Origin of the sequence: Corallococcus sp. CA049B, assembly GCF_003611685.1 — a bacterium.
Taxonomy (GTDB): Bacteria; Myxococcota; Myxococcia; order Myxococcales; family Myxococcaceae; genus Corallococcus; species Corallococcus coralloides.
The window spans coordinates 1-19368 of sequence record NZ_RAWC01000177.1 but is presented as its reverse complement, the minus strand read 5'-3'; the positions used below and the strand labels follow the sequence as shown (position 1 = coordinate 19368).

Annotated in this window: 20 protein-coding genes; 9 read left to right on the top strand and 11 right to left on the bottom strand. The window is 66.0% G+C overall.

The features are described 5' to 3' along the window. Nucleotides 1–24: 24 nt before the first annotated feature. From D7W82_RS29370 to D7W82_RS29350, 5 genes are read right to left on the bottom strand one after another with little or no spacing between them, the layout of a single operon-like run. Complete coding sequence (locus D7W82_RS29370) at nucleotides 25–435, bottom strand: DUF2304 domain-containing protein (RefSeq protein WP_120621505.1); 411 nt, start codon at nucleotides 433–435, stop codon at nucleotides 25–27. 5 nt (nucleotides 436–440) lie between these two features. Beyond that, on the bottom strand, nucleotides 441–1139 hold the full coding sequence (locus D7W82_RS29365) for a glycosyltransferase family 2 protein (RefSeq protein ID WP_120621504.1): 699 nt from the start codon (nucleotides 1137–1139) through the stop codon (nucleotides 441–443). Nucleotides 1140–1199: 60 nt separating this feature from the next. Further along, a complete protein-coding gene (locus D7W82_RS29360; RefSeq protein ID WP_158617752.1) occupies nucleotides 1200–2111 on the bottom strand; it encodes a bifunctional 2-polyprenyl-6-hydroxyphenol methylase/3-demethylubiquinol 3-O-methyltransferase UbiG in 912 nt (303 codons plus the stop codon). A 56-nt stretch (nucleotides 2112–2167) separates the two neighbouring features. After that, entirely contained in the window at nucleotides 2168–2695 is a 528-nt protein-coding gene (locus D7W82_RS29355) for a hypothetical protein (RefSeq protein WP_120621502.1), read from the bottom strand. Continuing rightward, nucleotides 2685–4322: a glycosyltransferase gene (locus D7W82_RS29350; protein WP_233588004.1), complete on the bottom strand. Its 1638-nt coding sequence runs from the start codon at nucleotides 4320–4322 to the stop codon at nucleotides 2685–2687. Before D7W82_RS29350 ends, D7W82_RS29355 begins: the two co-directional genes overlap by 11 nt. Nucleotides 4323–4445: 123 nt before the next feature. On the opposite strand from D7W82_RS29350, the gene rfbB reads away from it, so the two are divergent. From rfbB to D7W82_RS29325, 5 genes are all read left to right on the top strand, one after another. Beyond that, nucleotides 4446–5471, top strand: a complete 1026-nt coding sequence (gene rfbB / locus D7W82_RS29345) for a dTDP-glucose 4,6-dehydratase (RefSeq protein WP_014397618.1) — start codon at nucleotides 4446–4448, stop codon at nucleotides 5469–5471. A 4-nt stretch (nucleotides 5472–5475) separates the two neighbouring features. Next, nucleotides 5476–6375 (top strand): SDR family oxidoreductase, encoded by a 900-nt coding sequence (locus D7W82_RS29340; protein WP_120621500.1) that lies wholly within the window; start codon nucleotides 5476–5478, stop codon nucleotides 6373–6375. Nucleotides 6376–6447: 72 nt separating this feature from the next. After that, entirely contained in the window at nucleotides 6448–7329 is an 882-nt protein-coding gene (rfbA, locus tag D7W82_RS29335) for a glucose-1-phosphate thymidylyltransferase RfbA (protein WP_120621499.1), read from the top strand. Further along, nucleotides 7326–7871 carry a dTDP-4-dehydrorhamnose 3,5-epimerase gene (gene rfbC / locus D7W82_RS29330; protein WP_120621498.1) on the top strand — a complete coding sequence of 182 codons (546 nt, stop codon included), beginning with the start codon at nucleotides 7326–7328 and terminating at the stop codon, nucleotides 7869–7871. Before rfbA ends, rfbC begins: the two co-directional genes overlap by 4 nt. 145 nt (nucleotides 7872–8016) lie before the next feature. Continuing rightward, on the top strand, nucleotides 8017–9078 hold the full coding sequence (locus tag D7W82_RS29325; protein ID WP_120621497.1) for a YihY/virulence factor BrkB family protein: 1062 nt from the start codon (nucleotides 8017–8019) through the stop codon (nucleotides 9076–9078). Between the two features lie 62 nt (nucleotides 9079–9140). On the opposite strand, the gene D7W82_RS29320 is transcribed toward D7W82_RS29325, so the two are convergent. From D7W82_RS29320 to D7W82_RS29310, 3 genes are read right to left on the bottom strand one after another with little or no spacing between them, the layout of a single operon-like run. Next, a complete protein-coding gene (locus tag D7W82_RS29320) occupies nucleotides 9141–9626 on the bottom strand; it encodes a hypothetical protein (protein ID WP_120621496.1) in 486 nt (161 codons plus the stop codon). Between the two features lie 39 nt (nucleotides 9627–9665). Beyond that, the gene (locus tag D7W82_RS29315) at nucleotides 9666–10286 is read right to left on the bottom strand and encodes a hypothetical protein (RefSeq protein ID WP_147439618.1); all 621 of its coding nucleotides are present in this window, start codon (nucleotides 10284–10286) and stop codon (nucleotides 9666–9668) included. Between the two features lie 32 nt (nucleotides 10287–10318). Beyond that, complete coding sequence (locus D7W82_RS29310) at nucleotides 10319–10822, bottom strand: helix-turn-helix domain-containing protein (protein WP_120621494.1); 504 nt, start codon at nucleotides 10820–10822, stop codon at nucleotides 10319–10321. A 79-nt stretch (nucleotides 10823–10901) separates the two neighbouring features. Here D7W82_RS29310 and D7W82_RS29305 point away from each other — a divergent pair, with 79 nt between their 5' ends. Beyond that, on the top strand, nucleotides 10902–11561 hold the full coding sequence (locus D7W82_RS29305) for a glutathione S-transferase family protein (protein WP_120621493.1): 660 nt from the start codon (nucleotides 10902–10904) through the stop codon (nucleotides 11559–11561). 83 nt (nucleotides 11562–11644) lie between these two features. After that, complete coding sequence (locus D7W82_RS29300) at nucleotides 11645–12586, top strand: serine/threonine-protein kinase (RefSeq protein ID WP_120621506.1); 942 nt, start codon at nucleotides 11645–11647, stop codon at nucleotides 12584–12586. 30 nt (nucleotides 12587–12616) lie between these two features. Here D7W82_RS29300 and D7W82_RS29295 read toward each other — a convergent pair whose 3' ends face one another. Continuing rightward, nucleotides 12617–12970, bottom strand: coding sequence for a hypothetical protein (locus D7W82_RS29295; protein ID WP_147439617.1), 354 nt, complete (start codon nucleotides 12968–12970; stop codon nucleotides 12617–12619). Nucleotides 12971–12979: 9 nt separating this feature from the next. Continuing rightward, on the bottom strand, nucleotides 12980–14065 hold the full coding sequence (locus D7W82_RS29290; RefSeq protein ID WP_147439615.1) for a hypothetical protein: 1086 nt from the start codon (nucleotides 14063–14065) through the stop codon (nucleotides 12980–12982). Between the two features lie 550 nt (nucleotides 14066–14615). Here D7W82_RS29290 and D7W82_RS29285 point away from each other — a divergent pair. Together D7W82_RS29285 and D7W82_RS29280 are read left to right on the top strand one after the other, a co-directional pair. Then, nucleotides 14616–15461: a DUF1837 domain-containing protein gene (locus D7W82_RS29285; RefSeq protein WP_120621490.1), complete on the top strand. Its 846-nt coding sequence runs from the start codon at nucleotides 14616–14618 to the stop codon at nucleotides 15459–15461. Next, nucleotides 15458–17575, top strand: a complete 2118-nt coding sequence (locus D7W82_RS29280) for a DEAD/DEAH box helicase (RefSeq protein ID WP_120621489.1) — start codon at nucleotides 15458–15460, stop codon at nucleotides 17573–17575. Before D7W82_RS29285 ends, D7W82_RS29280 begins: the two co-directional genes overlap by 4 nt. A 116-nt stretch (nucleotides 17576–17691) precedes the next feature. On the opposite strand, the gene D7W82_RS29275 is transcribed toward D7W82_RS29280, so the two are convergent. Further along, nucleotides 17692–19290, bottom strand: coding sequence for an ABC-F family ATP-binding cassette domain-containing protein (locus tag D7W82_RS29275; protein ID WP_120621488.1), 1599 nt, complete (start codon nucleotides 19288–19290; stop codon nucleotides 17692–17694). Nucleotides 19291–19368 lie beyond the last annotated feature (78 nt).

The window sequence follows — 19368 nt, the reverse complement described above, 5'->3', positions numbered from 1 at the left end:
GGACGGGGGGGGCCCGGTGGGCCCTCAGACGGCGTGCGAGTCGCGCCGGGCGGCGACGGCGGGGGAGAGGGCTTCAGGACGGGGCTGCCCACGCGCGGCGCGCTCGGCCTCCGCGGAGGCGAGCAGGGCGACCTCCTGGGCCAGCCGCTTGAGCTGCTGGCGCTGGTCGGCCACCTGGAGGCTCAGCCGGTACACCAGCCACATGAGGCACGACAGGGCGATGAAGAAGAGGGCGGACGGGGCGTAGTAGATGCCCATCGCCGTCGCCAGCGCGTCGATGCCGTGGCGCCACAGCGACAGGCCCCCGATGGCCACCGCCACCAGCAGCCACGCGAAGGTGTGCCGCTCGCTGGTGCGCCGGCCCCGGGCCGACCACAGGACGCTGAAGGCGAAGGCGGCCGCGAAGGCCACGCCAATGAGGCTGGAGCGAAACATGGGAATCAGACGGGACGGACCCGCTCCATGAGCAGGGCGAAGGACACCTTCGCCATGTAGAAGGCCGACTTCCACGGCGTCAGCGAGCTGGTGCCGGTGAGGCGCGGCCGCATGCGCACCGGCACCTCCGCGATGGCGAAGCCCTGCCGCGCCGCCATCAGCACGCTCTCCGGCTCCGGGTAGTCGTGCGGGTGGACGCGCGCGAAGAAGCGGATCGCCTGCGGACCGAAGCCCCGGAAGCCGGAGGTGGGGTCGGTGATGCGGTGGCGGCTCAGCGAGGACAGGAGCCCCGCGAGGAACCGGTTTCCGAAGCGGCGCAGCCACGTGGAGCGGAAGCTGGTGACGCCCGCGAAGCGGCTGCCGATGACCAGCTCCACGCCCGACTGGAGCGCCTCGCGCAGCGCGGGCACGGACGCCGGATCATGCTGGCCGTCGCCGTCCATGCGGATGACGTGCTCGTACCCGTTGCGGGACGCGAACAGCAGGCCGCTGGCCTCGCCCGCGGCGACGCCCAGGTTGAAGGGATGGCTGAGCACCCGCGCACCGCCCTCCCGCGCGCGCTGCGCCGTGGCGTCGCGGGAGCCGTCGTCCACGACGAGCACGTCGAACTCCGGCAGCGCTTCGCGCAGCTCCGCCACCGTCGAGCCGATGCACTCCTCTTCGTTGAAGGCCAGCAACACGATGAGGCCCTGTCGGGTGTCCATTCAGCCCCCTCCTGCGTCTTCCGGGCCTTCTATCGTTTCACGGCACGCGGGAACAACCCGCTACGCCCGGTTCCCGCTCACGCGCGCGATGAAGATACCCGCATCCTCCAGGCTCAGGCCCCGGGCCACCGCGCCCAGCCCCTGGCCGGCCAGGGAGACGAGCGGCCGGGGGAGCCGCTTCAGCGCGTGTGCCCGGTCCGCCAGGCTGTCGGCCTCGAAGTCCAGATCCCCGAAGGCGTCCACGAGCTCCAGGCCCACGCGTGGGAGGAAGGCCTTCATGGAGTCATGGGTGAAGTAGCTCTCGTGCGGAGGAAAGGTGCCCGCCTGGTAGAGCTGCTCGAACAGCCCCGGCGAGGCCACGCCGGCCATGGCGCGGGAGACGCGGTAGAGCAGGCCGCTGGCCACCGGCACCTTCAGAACCACCCACTCCAGCTCGGGCGCCAGCTGCGTGACGAGGTGGCGCACCATGTCCGTCAGGTGCGCGCCCGGGAAGTGCTCCACCACGTCCAGCAGCGTGAGGATGCGCGGACGGAAGGGCAGGTCCTGGAGGGGCAGGTGCCACTGTCCGCCCTCGGGAAGGGGCAGGCGCATGGCGGGGATGCCCGCGTCGCGCATCAGGTTGACGGACAGCTCGGAGATGTCCGCGCCGGACAGCTCCTGCACGCCCGCCTCGCGGCAGCCCTCCAGGAACCAGGCCCGGCCCGCACCGAAGTCCAGGAGCCGCGAGGGCTGGGGGACGTGGCGGCGCAGGCGCTCGACGATGCGCCGGGCCTGGCGCTGGCGCGTGACGCGCAGCGAGTCCATGAAGCCGCCGCTGTCGTATTGCGCGTGGTAGTCGGCGGTGTTGCGCGGCGCGCGGTGGCTCGCCACGCGGTGGCCACAGCGCTCGCAGGTCTCCACGTCCAGCCGGGGCCCCTGGAAGGACGGTTGGAGCGAGGGCGAAGCGCAGGCGGGACAGGAGGGGGCGGACATAGGGGGCGGCACCCTACCGCTTCCCCGCATCCCCCGTCACGTGTCCGACAGCAGGGCTAGCGGCCACGGCGCCGCGAGGGCGCACGGCGCGGCGGCTCCTGAGCGGGCTCCCCGGCGGGCTCAGGCGAGGGCTCCGGCGGGGCCGGAGGCACGCGCGAGGTCAGCTGCTCCAACTGGCGCTCCACCTCCTGGCGCCACAGGGACTGCGTGCGCGCCTGGACGCGCTGGTGCTCGTGGATGAGCGCGAGCGCATCCAGGATGGCCTCGTTGAACTCCACCTGCCGCCGGAGCGCCTCGTTGATGAAGGGCTGGAACGCCAGCCGGAAGGCGCGCTTGGCCATCACCAGCGCGGGCCCCACCAGGGGCCGGTGGGACGAGGGCGGATCCGCGTAGCGCGCGTCGCGCTTCAGCCGCGCGCCCTCCAGGAACGGGGGCCACGCGGCGCTGGTGGCCTGGGTCTGGGTGGCGGCGAGGCGCCGGCGCAGCGCCTCCACCTTCTCGGGCTCGGGCGTGGGCAGCCGCTCCAGGGACTCCAGCACCGCCTCCACGGTGGGGTCGTCGGTGATGAGGTCCTCAGCGCGCATGCGGGTGTCCTCCCACGTCCAGCTCTCTTGCCAGCTCCGCCGCCAGCGACGTCAGGTCGCGCCCCGGGGTGAGCTCCCACAGCCTCTTTCCCAGGACCTGGCGGACCCCTGCGTCCGGCGCGCGGCGGGGCTCCCAGACGCCCGCGACGCGCAGGTCCGCCGGCAGCCGCGACACCGTGCGCCGGGCCACCTCTTCACCCGCGCCCGCGAACAGCAACGGCCCGGAGGCGCACCGCACACCCGTCTCCAGGGACGACGACGGCGGGCTGACCCCGTCCAGCCCGAAGGTGGGCTCGTCCGGCGTGAAGCGCCGCACCCGCGTCACACCCTCGCGCTCTTCACCCGGGGCCAGCTGCAAGGGCAGCACCCGCCGGCGCACCGTCCACAGGCTCGCGTCCGGCAGCCGGTCCACCACCGCGCGCGCCAACCGGGACATGGGCGCATCCGGCGCGGCGTCGAAGCCCGGGCACACGACCGTGACGGCGGACGCGGCGGACGGGCGGGGAGGGGGCGCGTCCCCCTGGAGGAAGGGCATGAGCGCCTCGCGCACGCGCTGGGCCACGGACTGCTGGTTTAGGGAGGCCAGCCGCTGGCGCTGCGCCTCCACCACCCGCGCGCGCAGGGCGGGGTCGCGCTCCAGCACCGCCAGCAGCCCCGCCACCTGCGCGGGGTCGTCCGACAGGGTGGTGAGGCCCGCGCCGCCCATGGTCTCCGGCACCGCCGCGGCGCCGTAGGCCACCACCGGCACGCCCCGGTACATGGCCTCCAGCAGCGGCACGCCGAAGCCCTCGTGGCGGCTCATGGAGAGGTACGCGGTGGCGGAGGCGAAGCACGCGGACAGCTGGGCGGCGTCCACCCGCCCCAGGAACACCACGCGGTCCGGGCCCAGCTGCTCGCGCAGCGCCAGCACGGACGCGTCGTAGGGCGCGCTGCTGTAGAGCGTCCCCGCCACCAGCAGCCGGCTCTTGGGCTGGTACAGGCGCTGGTAGGCGGTGAAGACGCGCAGCACGTCCTCCAGCCGCTTGCTGGGCACGGTGCGGCCCACGAAGAGCACGTTGGAGCACCCATCCTCCACCTGCTCGCGCAGGGCCGCGTCCGGCGGCACGTCGAAGGCGTTCCAGTCCACCGCGAAGGGCAGGACGCTCGCGTCCGGGTACCCCGCGGCGGACAGCTCCTCCACGCTGAAGTGCGAGTACGCCCAGGCGTGCGTCACGTGCTCGCGCAGCTGGAGCAGCTCATCGCGCGCCAGCATGCAGCCGCGGGCGACGTGGCGGTCCGTCCCCTCGAAGAACCGCTCGGGAGTGACGTTGTGGTACAGCAGCGCCTTGCGCCCCTTCGCCTTGGCGACGAGCGGCACCAGCCGCGACTCGAAGCTGTGGTGGACGAGCAGCGCCGTGTCCCGGCCCGCGTCGCGCGCGTATTCGAGCGCGGGGCGCACGTCGTCCCGGCACGCCTCGTCCCACTGCTCCGCGTAGATCTCCGACGCGTACCCCCAGCCGCGCAGGAGGTCGCGCAGGTAGCGCACCTGGTTGCCCACGGCGTCGCCCCAGGCCAGCCGCGGTACGAGCTGGTGGACCGCTCCGGCGCTCGAGGACGCGGTCCCTCGCTTGCTGTTCCAGAGGCTCACGTTGGGCAAGGCATTTACCCCTGGCCCGCACCGGCCACAAGTGGGCGCGCGCGTGCCTTGACGGGGATCCGTCCCTCCGCTACGGAGGGCGCTTTCTCCCGAAGTACGAGTGGTGGCGTGTCAATGAACGTCCTGGTGACAGGGGGCTGCGGCTTCATCGGCTCCAACCTGGTGAAGTACCTCCGCCGCGAGCGGCCCGACTGGAAGATCGTCAACCTCGACAAGCTCACGTACGCGGGCAACCTCGAGACCCTCGCCGACCTGGAAGGTGACCCGCGGCACGTCTTCGTGCGCGGTGACATCGCCAACCGGGAGCTGGTGGAGCACCTCATCGTCCAGCACGGCATCGACGCGGTGATGCACCTGGCGGCCGAGAGCCACGTGGACCGCTCCATCCTGGGCCCGGAGGTGTTCATCCACACCAACGTGCTGGGCACCCAGCAGCTGCTGGAGGCCTGCCGCGCCCGGGGCGTGAAGCGCTTCCTGATGGTCTCCACCGACGAGGTCTACGGCTCGCTGGGCCCCACGGGCGCCTTCACGGAGACCTCTCCGCTCCAGCCCTCCAGCCCGTACTCCGCCTCCAAGACGTCCTCGGACCTGGTCGCGCTGGCCTACCACCACACGTTCAAGATGGACGTGGTGGTGACGCGCTGCTCGAACAACTACGGCCGCTACCAGTTCCCGGAGAAGCTCATCCCGCTGATGGTGGTGAACGCGCTGCACGACAAGCCGCTGCCCGTCTACGGCGACGGCGCCAACGTGCGCGACTGGCTCCACGTGGACGACCACTGCCAGGGCCTGCTGGTGGCGCTGGAGAAGGGCCGCGCGGGCGAGGTCTACAACATCGGCGGCGGCTCCGAGCGCCGCAACATCGAGATCGTCAAGGGCATCCTGGGCCTCCTGAAGAAGCCCGAGTCCCTCATCCAGTACGTGGCGGACCGGCCCGGCCATGACCGCCGCTACGCCATCGACCCCACGAAGATCCGCACGGAGCTGGGCTATCAGCCGAAGCACACCTTCGAGCAGGGGCTGGCGGAGACGGTGACCTGGTACGTGGAGAACCGCGCCTGGTGGGAGCGCGTCACCAGCGGCGCCTACCGCCAGTACTTCGACACCCAGTACAAGGCCCGTCTGCAGGGGCGGGGTTAGCGTCATGCGCTTTCTCGTCACGGGGGCCAACGGTCTGGTGGGCAGCCGCGTCTGCGCGCAGCTGACCGAACGCGGCCACGAAGTGGTCGGGCTGGGGCGCGGTCCCCGGCGCACGGGCGGCACGCACGGCTACGTGGAGGTGGACCTCACGCGCGAGCAGGACGTGGCCGCGGCCATCGCCCAGGCCCGTCCGGAGGCCCTCATCCACCCCGCCTCCATGACGGAGGTGGACGCGTGTGAGAAGGACCCGGACGCGGCCTACGCGGCGAACGTCCACGCCACGGCGGCGGTGGCCCGGGCGGCGAAGCTCGCGGGCGCGCACCTGGTGCACGTCTCCACGGACTACGTCTTCGACGGGGACGCGGGGCCGTACTCCGAGGACGCGCTGCCCAACCCGCGCGGCGTCTACGCGCTGACCAAGCACATGGCCGAGCAGGCCGCGCGCGTCTTCGCGCCGGGCTGTGCCATCGCGCGCACCGCGGTGGTGTACGGCTGGCCCGCGGCGGGGCGTCCCAACTTCGGAGCGTGGCTGGTGGGGGCCCTGGAGAAGGGCCAGCCCGTGAAGCTCTTCGAGGACCAGGTGGTGTCCCCCAGCTTCGCGGACAGCGTGGCCGCCATGCTGGTGGAGCTGGGTGAGCGGCGGCTCGGCGGGGTGTGGAACACCTGCGGCGGCACGGTCATCGACCGGGTGGGCTTTGGCCGGGCGCTCTGCGAGGTGTTCGGCTTCGACGCGTCGCTGATCACGCCCACGCGGATGGCGGACCTGAAGCTGGCAAGCCCCCGTCCGCTGCGCAGCGGCCTCAAGACGGACAAGGTGCGCGCGGAGCTGAAGGCCCAACCGCTGGAGCTGGCGGAGTCCCTGGCGCGCTTCCACGCGGCCTGGAAGGCGCACCGCGCCGGTTGAGCATCGAGCGCGTGGCGGCAGGGCCGCGCGCATCCGTTTCGCGGCCGGGCCGTGGAACACAGGGGAGAACGCATGAAGGGAATCGTTCTGGCCGGGGGTTCGGGCACGCGCCTGTACCCGCTGACGCGCGTGGTGAGCAAGCAGCTGTTGCCCGTCTACGACAAGCCGATGATCTACTACCCGCTGACGACGCTGATGCTGGCGGGCATCCGGGAGATCCTCATCATCTCCACGCCGCAGGACCTGCCGCGCTTCCGCGAGCTGTTGGGCGACGGAGAGCAGTGGGGCGTGCGCTTCCAGTACGCCGAGCAGCCGCGTCCGGAGGGCCTGGCGCAGGCGTTCGTCATCGGCCGGGACTTCGTGGGGAACGACCCCGTGTCGCTCATCCTGGGGGACAACATCTTCTACGGCCACGGCATGGGGGAGCTCACCCAGCGCGCGTCGAAGCGGACGCAGGGCGCCACGGTGTTCGGCTACTACGTGAAGGATCCGGAGCGCTACGGCGTGGTGGAGCTCAACGCCCAGCACAAGGCCGTCAGCATCGAGGAGAAGCCGGCGAAGCCCAAGTCGCACTACGCCGTCACCGGTCTGTACTTCTACGACAACCAGGTCATCGACATCGCGGCGAACCTCAAGCCGGGCAAGCGCGGCGAGTATGAAATCACCGACGTCAACGCCGAGTACCTGCGCCGCGGCCAGCTCAACGTGGAGCTGATGGGACGTGGCTACGCGTGGCTGGACACCGGCACGCACGAGTCGCTGATGCAGGCCTCCAACTACATCGAGATCATCGAGCGCCGTCAGGGCCTCAAGGTGGCCTGTCCGGAGGAGATCGCCTTCCGCATGGGCTACATCGACGAGCAGCGGCTGACGGCGCTGGCGGAGCCCATGCGCAAGAACGAGTACGGCCAGTACCTGTTGGACCTGGTGGAGAAGCGGGGGGCGGTGTCGTGAAGGTGACCCCGCTGGCGATTCCGGATGTCCTGCTCATCGAGCCGAAGGTGTTCGGCGACGACCGGGGCTTCTTCCTCGAGTCCTTCCACGCGAAGCGCTACGCGGACGTGGGCGTGGTCGGTCCGTTCGTGCAGGACAACCTGTCGCGCTCGGTGAAGGGCACGCTGCGAGGGCTGCACTTCCAGGAGCCCAACGCGCAGGGCAAGCTGGTGCAGTGCCTGGCGGGCGCGGTGTGGGACGTGGCGGTGGACATCCGCAAGGGGTCGCCCACGTTCGGCCGCTGGGTGGCCGCGGAGCTGACGGGCGAGAACAAGCACCAGCTCTGGGTGCCCCCGGGCTTCGCGCACGGGTTCTGCGTGGTGAGCGACTCGGCGGACTTCTTCTACAAGTGCACCGCGCTGTACTCCCCGGAGTCCGAGCGGAGCGTTGCCTGGAATGATCCGGACCTGGCCATTCCCTGGCCCGTGAAGGAGCCCCTGCTTTCCGGGAAGGATCAGCGCGCGCCCCTGCTGAAGGACGCGCCCGTGCTGCCCGTTTTCTGACACGAAGGGCGGCCGGGCAGGCGTGGCGCGGGGGCTTGTCATTCCGTGCCTCCTGCGCGGTGAGCAGGCAGGGGGGCAGGCCTCGCCCCGGGGGAGGAAGCCAGCCGGGGGATGGAATGCCCAATCTCCTCCAAGGAGGAGACGCATGGTCCTGCCCGGCAGGGGAATGAGTTGGAAGGAGTTCTTCAAGTCCCTCAAGGACGAGTGGGGGCGCGACAACGTGGGCAACGTCGCGGGCGCGCTGACGTTCTCCGCCATCCTGGCGCTGTTCCCGTTCCTGCTGTTCCTCGTGTCACTGGCCGGTGTGTTGATTGATCCGCACCAGGCGCAGCAGCTCATCCAGGAGCTGTCGAAGGTGGCGCCCCAGGAGGTGACGAAGATCCTGGGCGAGCGGCTGGAGGCGCTGGCGAGCAGCAATCCGGTGGGGTTGCTGACGATCGGTGGCGTGGGCGCCATCTGGGCGGCCTCCGGCGGTGTGGTGGCGCTGATGGACGCGCTCAACACGGTCTACGGCGTGACGGAGAAGCGTCCGTTCTGGAAGAAGCGCGGCATCGCCCTGCTGACGACGCTGGGGACGGCGGTGACGGTGGTGCTGGCGGCCCTCGTCGCCATCGTGACGCCGGCGATCGCGAACAGGCTGGGCGAGCCGTTCACCAGCATCGTGCTGTGGCTGCGCATGCCGGTGGCGGGCATCCTGATGATGCTGCTGCTGGCGGTGCTGTACTACGTGCTGCCGGACGTGAAGCAGAAGTTCAAGTTCATCACGCCGGGGTCGGTGGTGAGCGTGGTCATCTGGGTGATCGCCTCGTGGGGGTTCTCGAAGTACGTGGCGAACTTCGGCTCGTACGACGTGAACTACGGCGCCATCGGCGGCGTCATCGTGATGCTGCTGTGGATGCAGATCTCCTGCATGGTCGTGCTGCTGGGCGCGGAGATCAACGGCATCCTCGAGCACAAGTCGCCGGACGGGAAGGCGCCGGGTTCGCGGGATCCGGACGCGCCGGGACCGAACGTGACGAAGACGGAGGCGGAGGAGCAGGGCGCGAGCCTCCCTGGCGCCACGGACTTCCGTCCGGTGCCGCCCCAGCCACGGTACGAGAGCCGCCCGGTGGCGCTGAGCAAGACGCCGCTGGCCGCCGCGGCGAAGTGGGTCGCGGGCGTGGGCCTGGGCGTGTTCCTGATGCGCCGCAAGTCCGCGGCACGGTAGGCCGGGCAGACAGGGCGTTCAGCGGCGGGCGGTCCTCGGAAGGGGGCCGCCCGTCGTCATTTTCACGGCAGGGGGGAGGTGACGTAGTCCACCCCGTCCGAGTGGCAGCCGTGGCAGGTCGAGTGGGCGCGGCCGTAGTAGTTCCGGGTGTAGTCGGGGCCGAAGCCCTCGTAGAAGATCCACGTGTCCTTGCCGGGGCCTTCCGAGACCTTCACGTCCAGCGCGTGGCCCCGGAGCGTCTTCCCGTCGTCCTCGAAGAGCTCCTTCACCAGGATGCTGCCCACGGGGTGCGTGGCGTTGCCGTCGCGAAGCGACTGCGCGACGACGTCGTTGAAGAACACGCGGACCTTGCTGCCGTGCGGAGCGCGCGTGTCGTGGACCGAGGGCTCCGCGAGCCAGGAGGTGTACTGGCCCGAGCGGACGAAGGCGGTGATGCCGGTCTCGGACGTGTCGATGCCCTGGACGACGCCGAGCCCCTCGTCCACGGAGGAGGAGGGACCACAGGCGGCGGCGAACAGGACCATGAGCGGCAGGAGGTGGGCGCGCATGGTCGGGACTACGCCGGGGGCGGGGGAGCGGTTACAGCCTCATTGCGGCGCGTAGTTGTGGCTCAGGTCGAACACGAGCGTCTTCACGATGGGCGTGATGGAGAGCTCGATGCGGCCCCGGTTCAGGTCCGCGCGGGTGACCTGGTAGGAGAGGCCGCCGAACTCGTCATCGAAGGTGAAGTCGTCGTTGTCGAAGATGGAGATTTCGAGCGGGTAGCGCAGCAGGTTGGACGTGATGACCTGGCAGCCGCCGGTGCGCCATTCGGGGTCCCAGCTCTCGTCTTCCTCGGTGCGGGTGCGTTCAGGTGCGGAGGGGCAGTTCATCTCCACGACGACGTCCGGAGGAGAGCCGTCGGAGTCCCAGTCCTCGCCCGTGTCCGGGTCGACGTCCGCGATGGTGGCGTACCGGGGCTGGATATAGGTGCGCATCACGCCCACGTAGCAGGTGTGCTGGTCGAGCCGGCAGACACTGCCTTCCGCGCAGGGTGCACAGGCGCTGCCATTGGGGCCGCATTCCGAGTCGCTCCGGAACGAGATGCACTCGTTGAACGAGGAGCAGCAGCCGTCCGCGCAGTTCTCCGGGGTGCAGTCGTAGGGACCGCAGGCGGGGAGCCACAGCGCGCACATCAGGATGAACATCCAACCGCCGAGGACTTTCATGAGCGCGGTGAACGCTACCCGCTTCAGGACCTTCAGTCCCGGGCCTTGCGCGCGACGGCCTTCTCATAGGCAGCCTGAAGCTCGCGGAACACCGAGCGGGTAGGGCGAGGCGCGTCCAGGTGCAGGTGGCGCAGCTCCTCCATGAACGCGTCCCAGAGCGGCGGGCCGCCCTTTTCGAGCAGCTCCGCGCGCACCGACAGCTCCTCGCTCACCTGTGTGTGCCGGCGGCCCCAGGCCCCCATGTGCGCGAGCAGGGGCACCAGCTGGATGGACGCCTCCGTGAGGCTGTAGATGCCTTTCTGCTGGTGCTTCGGATCCGGGCGTCGCGACAGCAGGCCGGACGCGGTCAGGCGCTTGAGCCGGTCCGCGAGGATGTTGGAGGCGATGCCTTCCTCGCTCTGCGAGAGCAGGTCGCCGTAGCTGCGCCGGTTCCCGAACATGACGTCGCGGATGACGATCAGGCTCCAACGGTCGCCGAGCTGTTCGAGCGTCAGGTTGATGGGGCAGCCGGAGCGCCCTGTCTGCGGCATGGCCATGCTCCTTGCAGTATGCAAGTGGTTTGAATACGGTTCAACCCATTGCGAAACGCAAGTGGTCAAAAGGAAGGGTCTTACGATGTCGCTCGCGGTCTACGGTCACTATTTCTCCTCGTACACGCAGAAGGTGCTCATCGCGCTGTATGAGAACGGCACGCCCTTCGAGTTTCGGAGCATCAGCCCGGAGACGCCGGAGCATTCAGCCGAATGGCTGCGCCGCTGGCCGCTGCGCAAGTTCCCGCTGCTGGTGGACGGTGACCGTCAGGTCGTCGAGACGAGCATCATCATCGAGTATCTCCAGCTGAAGCATCCCGGCCCGGTGTGCCTGCTGCCCGAGGATCCGATGGCAGCGCTGGACGTACGGTTCCTCGACCGCTTCTTCGACCTGCACGTCATGAACATGGTCCAGCACGCAGTGAACGGAGCGCTGACGGGGGACCCGGTGAAGCGCCAGGACGGGATGACGCTGGCGGTGGAGAAGCTGGAGCGCGCCTACGGCTGGATTGAAGGGCAGCTGGGGGGCCGGACCTGGGCCGTGGGCAACGACTTCACGCTGGCGGACTGTGCGGCGGCGCCGTCGCTGTTCTACGCGGACTGGACGCACCGGATTCCCGAGTCGTGTCCCCAACTGCGCGCCTATCGCGCGAGGTTGCTCGCGCGTCCGTCCGTTGCCCGCGCGGTGGATGGAGGGAGGCCGTACCGGCCGCTCTTCCCGCTGGGCGCGCCGGACCGCGATTGAGCGAGGGTCAGGGCCGGCGGGAGCGGCTGCGGTACAAGCCCCAGGAAGCGATACCGGGTCCTGGTCTGCTATTCATACGCCCCGTGACATCGCACGTCGGTAAATACCAGCGCATCCGCCTGCTCGCTGAAGGCATCATCGAGGACTATCTGGCCAGTGCCGCCGGCCCGCGGGGCATCGAGAAGACGCTGGTGCTCCAGTGCCTCCGCACGGACATGGCCGAGCTGGTGGATTTCCCGGAGATCTTCCTCGACACGGCGAGGGCCGCCGCCCGGCTCACGCACCCGCACCTCGTGAAGGTCTTCGACGTGGGTAAGGCGGACGGCACGTACTTCCTCGCGAGGGAGCACATCGATGGGCCCAGCCTGCGCAGGGTGATCCAGCACGTGGCGGCCCAGCGGATGACCCTGCCGGCGACCCTGTGCGCGCGCATCATCTCGCAAGCCTGCGAGGGGCTCGCCTATGCCCACGACCTCACCGACCCAGAAACGCACGAGCCGCTGAGGCTCATCCACCGACACATCCGGCCGTACAACATCCTCCTGTCGCGCCAGGGGACGACCCAGGTGGTGGACTTCGGCATCGACGATTTCCGGGATCGATGGGAGCCCCGATACCTCATCCCCAACCTGAGCAAGTACAGGTACATGGCGACCGAGGAGGCCAGGGGCGTGCCGGTGGATCGGCGGGTGGACGTATACGCGCTCGGTGTGGCGCTCTACGAGTTGCTCACCACGCGCAGGCCCTTTGATTCCACGCCCGACGGGGGCTTGTTTAAGGCCGCCTTGTTCGAGCCCCTCGTGCCCGCCGAGCAGCACCGGCCAGACCTGCCCGATGCCCTTCGAGCCATCCTCGCCCGGGCGCTCGCGAAGGAGCGGGAGCAGCGCTACCCGGATTGCCACGCGTTCCGGAAGGACCTGGAGGACTTCATCCTCTCGGAGGGGGAGCCGGTGACCTCGCGGCAGCTGGCCCAGTTCGTCCAGCAGGTCACCGCGAGCGACGATTCCAGCCCTCGCCCGTCATGAGCTGATCGAAGACGGGGAGCGCGGTTCGCGCTACTCCACCGTGAGCGGGAACTGGGCGGATGCCGGATGGCCCGTCACCGCGAGGACGCGAGACTCCTCTTTGTCCCACTGCCACTCTTTGCCCTGCGACTGCCAGGTGCATGGCTCGACAGTGATGGTCAGCGGTCCTGAGCCCTCGCTCCGGGGCTTGAAGGTCACCTCCAGCTCCGCGGTGGCCCCTCCCTCCAGTCCGGCGATAACCCCCACGACGTTCACGCGCTGCTCCTCCACCATAGGGAGGGGCTGGCCGCGATACCGCACGCTCACGTCCACCACGCGAGCGCCGACGAGCACTCCGGACACGCGGATCCGCACCGCCTCACACGCGGTCCCGTCATTGCGCACCACCGCCCGCTAGGTCTCGGTCACGGGCGCGGACACGGTCAGCGGCGCCGAGGAGTGCTCGGTCCAGTGGATCGCGGGAGTCTTGTAGCCCACGTGCATGAGCGGCGCGCCCGGGCTCACCGGACGGTTCGAGGCATGGAGGTGCAAGGGGTGTCCAGGCTCGGCGGTGAGCAGGAAGAGCGCGTCACTGTCCTCGGCGCCCACCCACCACCGGTCAGGCCCCGCGGGCGTCACGGACACGAAGTGGGGCCACTCCCCCGCGAGCGTTTCCAGCACCTGGAGCCCGGGCAGGGACACCAGGAGGATCTTGTCCTGGACAAAGAGGAGCGCCCGGTCCGCGTCGAGGACACACACACCGGCACCGCCCCAGGTTTGTTCCTCTTCCTCATCGTCATCACCATCCTGTTCCGGGATGGAGCCGAGCAGGGTGCCGTCGAGCGCGAAGTGGAGGAGCGCTGTCTGGCGGTAGTTGATGACGAGCAGGAGGAGCACGCCGTGTGGAGTGGCCTGGGCTCGCCAGATGTCTTGCTCATGGCCCGGCTCCACCTGGAGCGCTCCCTCCGGTTGAGCCGCCCCCGCGCGGAGCACGTAGACGCGGCCCCGGCCCTTCTCCACGACGGTGATGCCAAATGGGCTCGTATCGAGGACCGCTCCATCCGGGGACTGACGGGGAGGGCGCCCCTCGGAGTACCCATATCCGTGCGTTGCGGTCACGGGCTTGGGCAAGGTCATGGGCTCCCATCGCTGCCCGGACTCATCGGTCGTGAAGAGGGTGGTCAGCTTGAGCGCGCCGTCCACTACCGTTCCAACGAGCCGGTCCCCATCGGAGGTGAGATCGAAGCACTCCCGCGGAAAGGCCTGGGCGGGAGCGCTCGCGCCGGCACCCACGGAGAAGACTCGCCGATCCCCGCCTCCCACCCAGATGTCCTTTGCCTCGTCGAGCGCGGCGAGCACCACGGGCGCGGACGGAGGATTCGGAACGTCTCCGCTGACCTCCCGGCGCACGCCTTCGGCACCGTGGAAGACGATGAGCCGATGCGGTCTGAGATCGAATAACCACTGTCCACGGGCCAGAAGACGGCGTGTCGGATACATAGCCGTGCATCATACCCACTGACGTCTCGCGCCCTGTCGCGTCCGGCTTCTGGGATCTTGGACCCGGGCCGAATATTGAAGCTCGCAATGGGCGCGCGCCAAACGCCTCCATTCCGGTCCAAAATCAATTCACTTCGGAGTTGAGGACCAGCGATGCGCTCACTGCTTCATGTACCCACGAACTGGTCTGCCAGAATAGGACCTGGGTCAGTGCGGAGTGGGACCAACGCTAGCAGAACGAACAGGATTTTGTAGGCCTTGCCGAACTGCGCGCAGAAAGAGAGCATAGGGGAGAACTGAGCCATCGGAACTCCTCATTCAGGTGTGCCGATATCCTTCGCTCCAGCCTTGGCCGCCGGAACGCATAGTGTGGTTAGCTTCTTGGGGAACTCGCCCATATGGTCTGTGCCGAAAATAGAGTCTGTTGCTTATTGGTTAGCGGCGTTTTCAGCGTTCCGGCATATCCAGGATTTTGTTTTGGAAACTATTGCTCCCGCACAACGGCAGATGCTGTGTTTGGCGGGATTTGTTTGCCTGGAATGGCTATCTCATGCCGGTAAAGTATCCTGATCCATTCTTGGAAGTGAGAGTCGAACATCTCGATCTTCCTTTCCCTCTAACTGGTTTGTGTGCTGGGTATGAGGGAGGATTGTGGCGAAGTGCTCGACTTGCAGACCACTTGTTCCAGTGGCTGCCTTATGCGGCGCTCAATCAAGAGCACCAGCTTTCGTTTGGAACGCACAACTTCGTTGAGATGCTACGGCTAGCCGCCGCACATATCTACAATACGCAAAAGACTGAAAGCCGAGGCGAGTTGGGGGAGTTGTTGCTGCATCTGGCTTGTGTGTTGCACTTCAAGACTGTGCCTGTCTTGTGCAAACTGTTGCTTAAGAGTTCATCGAACGACACCGTAAAGGGGTTTGATGGAATTCATGTCGTGTCAAGAGGAGAGGGGTTTGAACTCTGGCTTGGTGAATCGAAGTTCTACGGCGACGCTAAAAAAGCAATCCGCGACGCGGTTGAATCGATTCGGAGTCACATACTTCCGAGCTTTCTTGTTGCCGAGAAGACAATGGTGTTGGGGCACGTCGGGCAGGGAATTCCGCACAGAGAGGCTGTATTGCAGTTGTTCAAGTCTCAGACATCTGGAGACAAGCTTCTTAAGATGGCAGTGTTTCCGGTCTTGGTGGCCTATGAGAGTGCATCTGTAGAGGCGTTTGATGAAGTTTCGGATACGTACGTTAATCAGTTGGCGAAGGAAGTTGCCGATCTGAGGGGGTATTTTGCTGAGAAGATAGGAAATTTGGCCTTCAGATTTCAGCTGATTTTTGTCCCGCTTGGCAAAAAGAAAGATGTTGTGGATAGCTTCGACAAGATGCTGGTGCCATTCTTATGAGCATTCTTGAGCGGCTGCGGAAGCTGGGTTCGTCCGAAAAGTTGACGGCGGATGATGTGTTCGACGCCATATTTATGGCTGGCTCTGACTTGAGTGATTCGGACCGAGAGTCAGACGGGGCGCTCGAAATCGCTATAAGGCTGCTTGAGGCGCGAAGAGTGGGTCAGGTGCCGGATGGGTGCAAGGACGCGATTGAGTATTTGGCTGAGGAGTGCGGCCTTTACCCTTATATTGATCCAGCGAATTTTGGCCATCTGACCCGAGCAGTAATCGAGGCGCATGCCGTCGATCTTCATGAGAAGGTCTATCTGCACTCGAAGCAGATGCAGGTGCTTCTATGGCTGCTGGCCGGCGACAATGTAATCCTGAGTGCGCCGACCAGTTTTGGAAAGAGTTTGTTAGTTGATGCTCTGCTGGCTCGATCGCGCCCACACACCGTGGTCATGATTCTTCCAACTATTGCGTTGATTGATGAGGCTAGGCGGCGGCTGATATCTAGGTTTGGGTCGGATTACGACGTCTTGACGTCTGCGAGCGACTCAAGAAAAGAGGGGCGTTCGGTTGTTTTTGTGCTCACGCAAGAGAGATTCTTGCAACGTGACGATGTTGGCGACATAGATCTGCTGTTTGTCGATGAGTTTTATAAGCTCGATCCCGATCGACAGGATGCTCGGTTTGAAACGCTAAATCTTGCGCTCTACAGGGCACTGCCTAGGGCGAGGCAGTGCTTTATGGCAGGGCCTCATATTCAAGCGATAGAACTTGGCCAGCAATGGAACGGAAATTTCAGATTTATTAAAACGGACTACAGAACCGTTACTGTGAATATTATTGACAGGCGCACCTCGAGTGGGCGTCTTGCCGCATTCTTGGCCGATGTGGCCGCAGTAGGAGCACAGAGTTCGTTGGTGTTTACCGCCTCGCCGCCGTCGGCCGAGAAGATTATGGGTGAGATTGTTCAGTCTGGAATTAGTTACCCGTCGAAGCTGTCAAGCCAATTTGGGGACTGGATCGAGCGTAACTATCACCCTGGCTGGGTCGTGGCGGATGGGTGCAGGCATGGAGTCGTAGTTCATCATGGCCGCATCCCGCGAGCATTAGGGCAGTTGTTTGTTCAGTTGTTTGATCGAGGCCAGATTAAGGTGTTGATCTGCACGTCGACGCTGATTGAGGGTGTTAACACATCGGCGGCCAATGTGTTTGTTTACGACAAGAAGATAAATCGCGACGATTTTGATTTCTTCTCATTTGCAAATATTCGTGGCCGCGTCGGTCGAATGATGCGTCATTTTATTGGAAATGCGTATCTTTACCATGAGCCTCCGGATGAAGTTGAGACAAGTGTTGATGTTCCTGTTTTTTCTGATCCAGGTGGATCAACAGACTTCCTTGTTATGAATGTGGATAGAGAGTCGTTGTCCCCTGCGGGGCAGGAACGTCAGCGAAACCTGCCTGCGGTGACCGGCCTGTCAGAGACGATTCTGCGGGAGCATGGTGCGATAGGTGTTGAGTTGCTGCTTAAAGTCTTTGAACGAGTGAAGGATGTGCTTAGGGTTGAACCTGAAAAACTTATCTGGGCGCGGCTTCCGGATTACGAACAGAAAAAGGTAATTGCTGAGCTTGCGCTGGTTGTGGTGCATGGGAGAAAGCAGCCACCGGGGCTTCATACTGGTGCGCAAGTAGCTTGGGCGTGGAATCAGTTGCAGAAACTAAGGCAGTTTCGTTCGTTCTTGGAGTGGTTTGTGAGGACGTTTCATCCGGAAGACAGGGAGAAGGGGCTTGATGCTGCATTTCAGTTTTTGCAGGCCTGTGAGTTTGCTTTCCCGCGTGCGGTTGCGGCGATCGAGGCTCTTGTCGCGCACGCTAAGCCGGAAGCGCAGGTTTCGTATGGCTTGTTTGTTTCTTCCTTGGAGAACTGGTTTCGCCCGCAGTGGATGAAGGAGCTTGATGAGGCCGGAATCCCAATCCCGCTAGCTGAACGTCTTCAGCCGTACATTGGAATTGTGACTGGGAAAAGCGAGGCGATGGCAAGGTTGGGTTCTATGGATTTGGCGGGTGTTGGTGGGCTTGATGTTGTTGATTTGTATGTCATCAAGTCTGCGCTGAATGCGTAACAGATATGCCCGATTGAGTTGCGTCCGGCTGTGCGGGTCCACCCACGAAAACGCCGCCTCGCTTCCGGAGGACCGGAAACGGGCGGCGTTCGCACTGCCTCGTCTTGCTGTGCTGACTACCGGCGCTTGAGCGCCGCGTCCGCGTGCTTCTCCATGAACTCGGAGTAGGGCCCGTTGAAGTCGAGCACTTCCTTGCCCGCCTCCAGGCTCCAGATGCGGGTCGCGACCTCGGAGATGAGCTCCTGGTCGTGGGTCACGCAGATGACCGTGCCGTCGAACTTCGACAGGCCTTCCGCCAGCGCCGCGATGGACTCCAGGTCCAGGTGGTTCGTCGGCTCGTCCAGGATCAACACGTTGTCCTGGGTGATCATCAGCTTGGACAACAGCACGCGCACCGTCTCACCACCGGAGAGCGTGTCCGTCGCCTTCATCCGCTCCTCACCCGAGAAGAGCATCCGGCCCAACACTCCGGAAATCTCCTCGTTCGTCAGCTTCTCGCTGATCTCCCGCAGGTAGCCGAAGCACGTCGTCCCCTTGTGGATGACGCCGTGGTGGTCCTGCGGCAGGTAGCCCACCGTCGCCTGGTGGCCCCAGGTGATGGTCCCCGCGTCCGGCTCCAGCTGCCCGGCCAGCATCTTCACCAGCGTGGACTTGCCCACGGCGTTGCGGCCAATCACGCAGATGCGCTCGCCTTTGCAGACCAGACCCGTGAACGGCTTGATGACCTGCTGCCCGTCGAAGGACTTCTTCAGCCCCTCGAACATCAGCGTCTGACGACCGCTCACCACCTTCTGGTCGAACCGGATGAACGGCCGCGCGATGTTCGAGCGCTTCAAGTCCTCCGTCTTCAGCTTGTCGATCTGCTTGATGCGGCTCTGCACCTGCGACGCGCGCGTACCGGCGTGGAAGCGCGCCACGAAGTCCTGCAGCTGGGCGATCTTCTTCTTCTTCTCCGCCGTCTCGGACTCGACCCGGGTCCGCAGCTGCGACTTCTGCCGGACCATGTCGTCGTAACCACCCGTGTACTGGATGATGGTCTCGTAATCGATGTCCGCGATGTGCGTGCAGATGGAGTTCAGGAAGTGCCGGTCGTGGCTGATGGTGATCAGCACGCCCTCGTACACATGCAGGAAGTTCTCCAGCCAGCGGATGGAATCGATGTCCAGGTTGTTCGTGGGCTCGTCGAGCAGCAGCCCCTCCGGCTTGCCGAACAGCGCCTGCGCGAGCAGCACGCGCAGCTTCAGGCCGCCCGTCAGCTGCCGCATGGGCTCTTCGTGGAAGGACTCCTCGATGCCCAGGCCGGCCAGCAGCGTGGCCGCGTCGCTCTCCGCCGAGTAGCCGTCCTCTTCCGCGATGACGCCTTCCAGCTCACCCAGCCGGTTGCCGTCCTCCTCGGTGATGTCCGGCTTGGCGAGCAGCTTGTTCTTCTCGTCCATCGCCGCCCACAGGTGGCGGTTGCCCATCAACACCACGTCGATGACGCGGTCGTTCTCATAGCGGAAGTGGTCCTGGCGCAGGATGCCCAGCTTGCGGGGGCGGATGATCTCGCCCGTGTCCTGCTCCTCGTCTCCCGCGAGGATCTTCATGAACGTGGACTTGCCGGCCCCGTTCGGACCGGTCAGGCCGTAGCGGCGGCCCGGCGAGAAGGCGACGTTGACCTCCTCGAACAGCTTCTTGGGCCCATAGGCCTTGGAGACGTTGATGACGTTGAACATGGCGGCGGCTTGTAACGGAAATGGCGCGGCGACCCAAGACGCGCGGTGAATCGGTAACTGAAGGACCCAATGTAACCG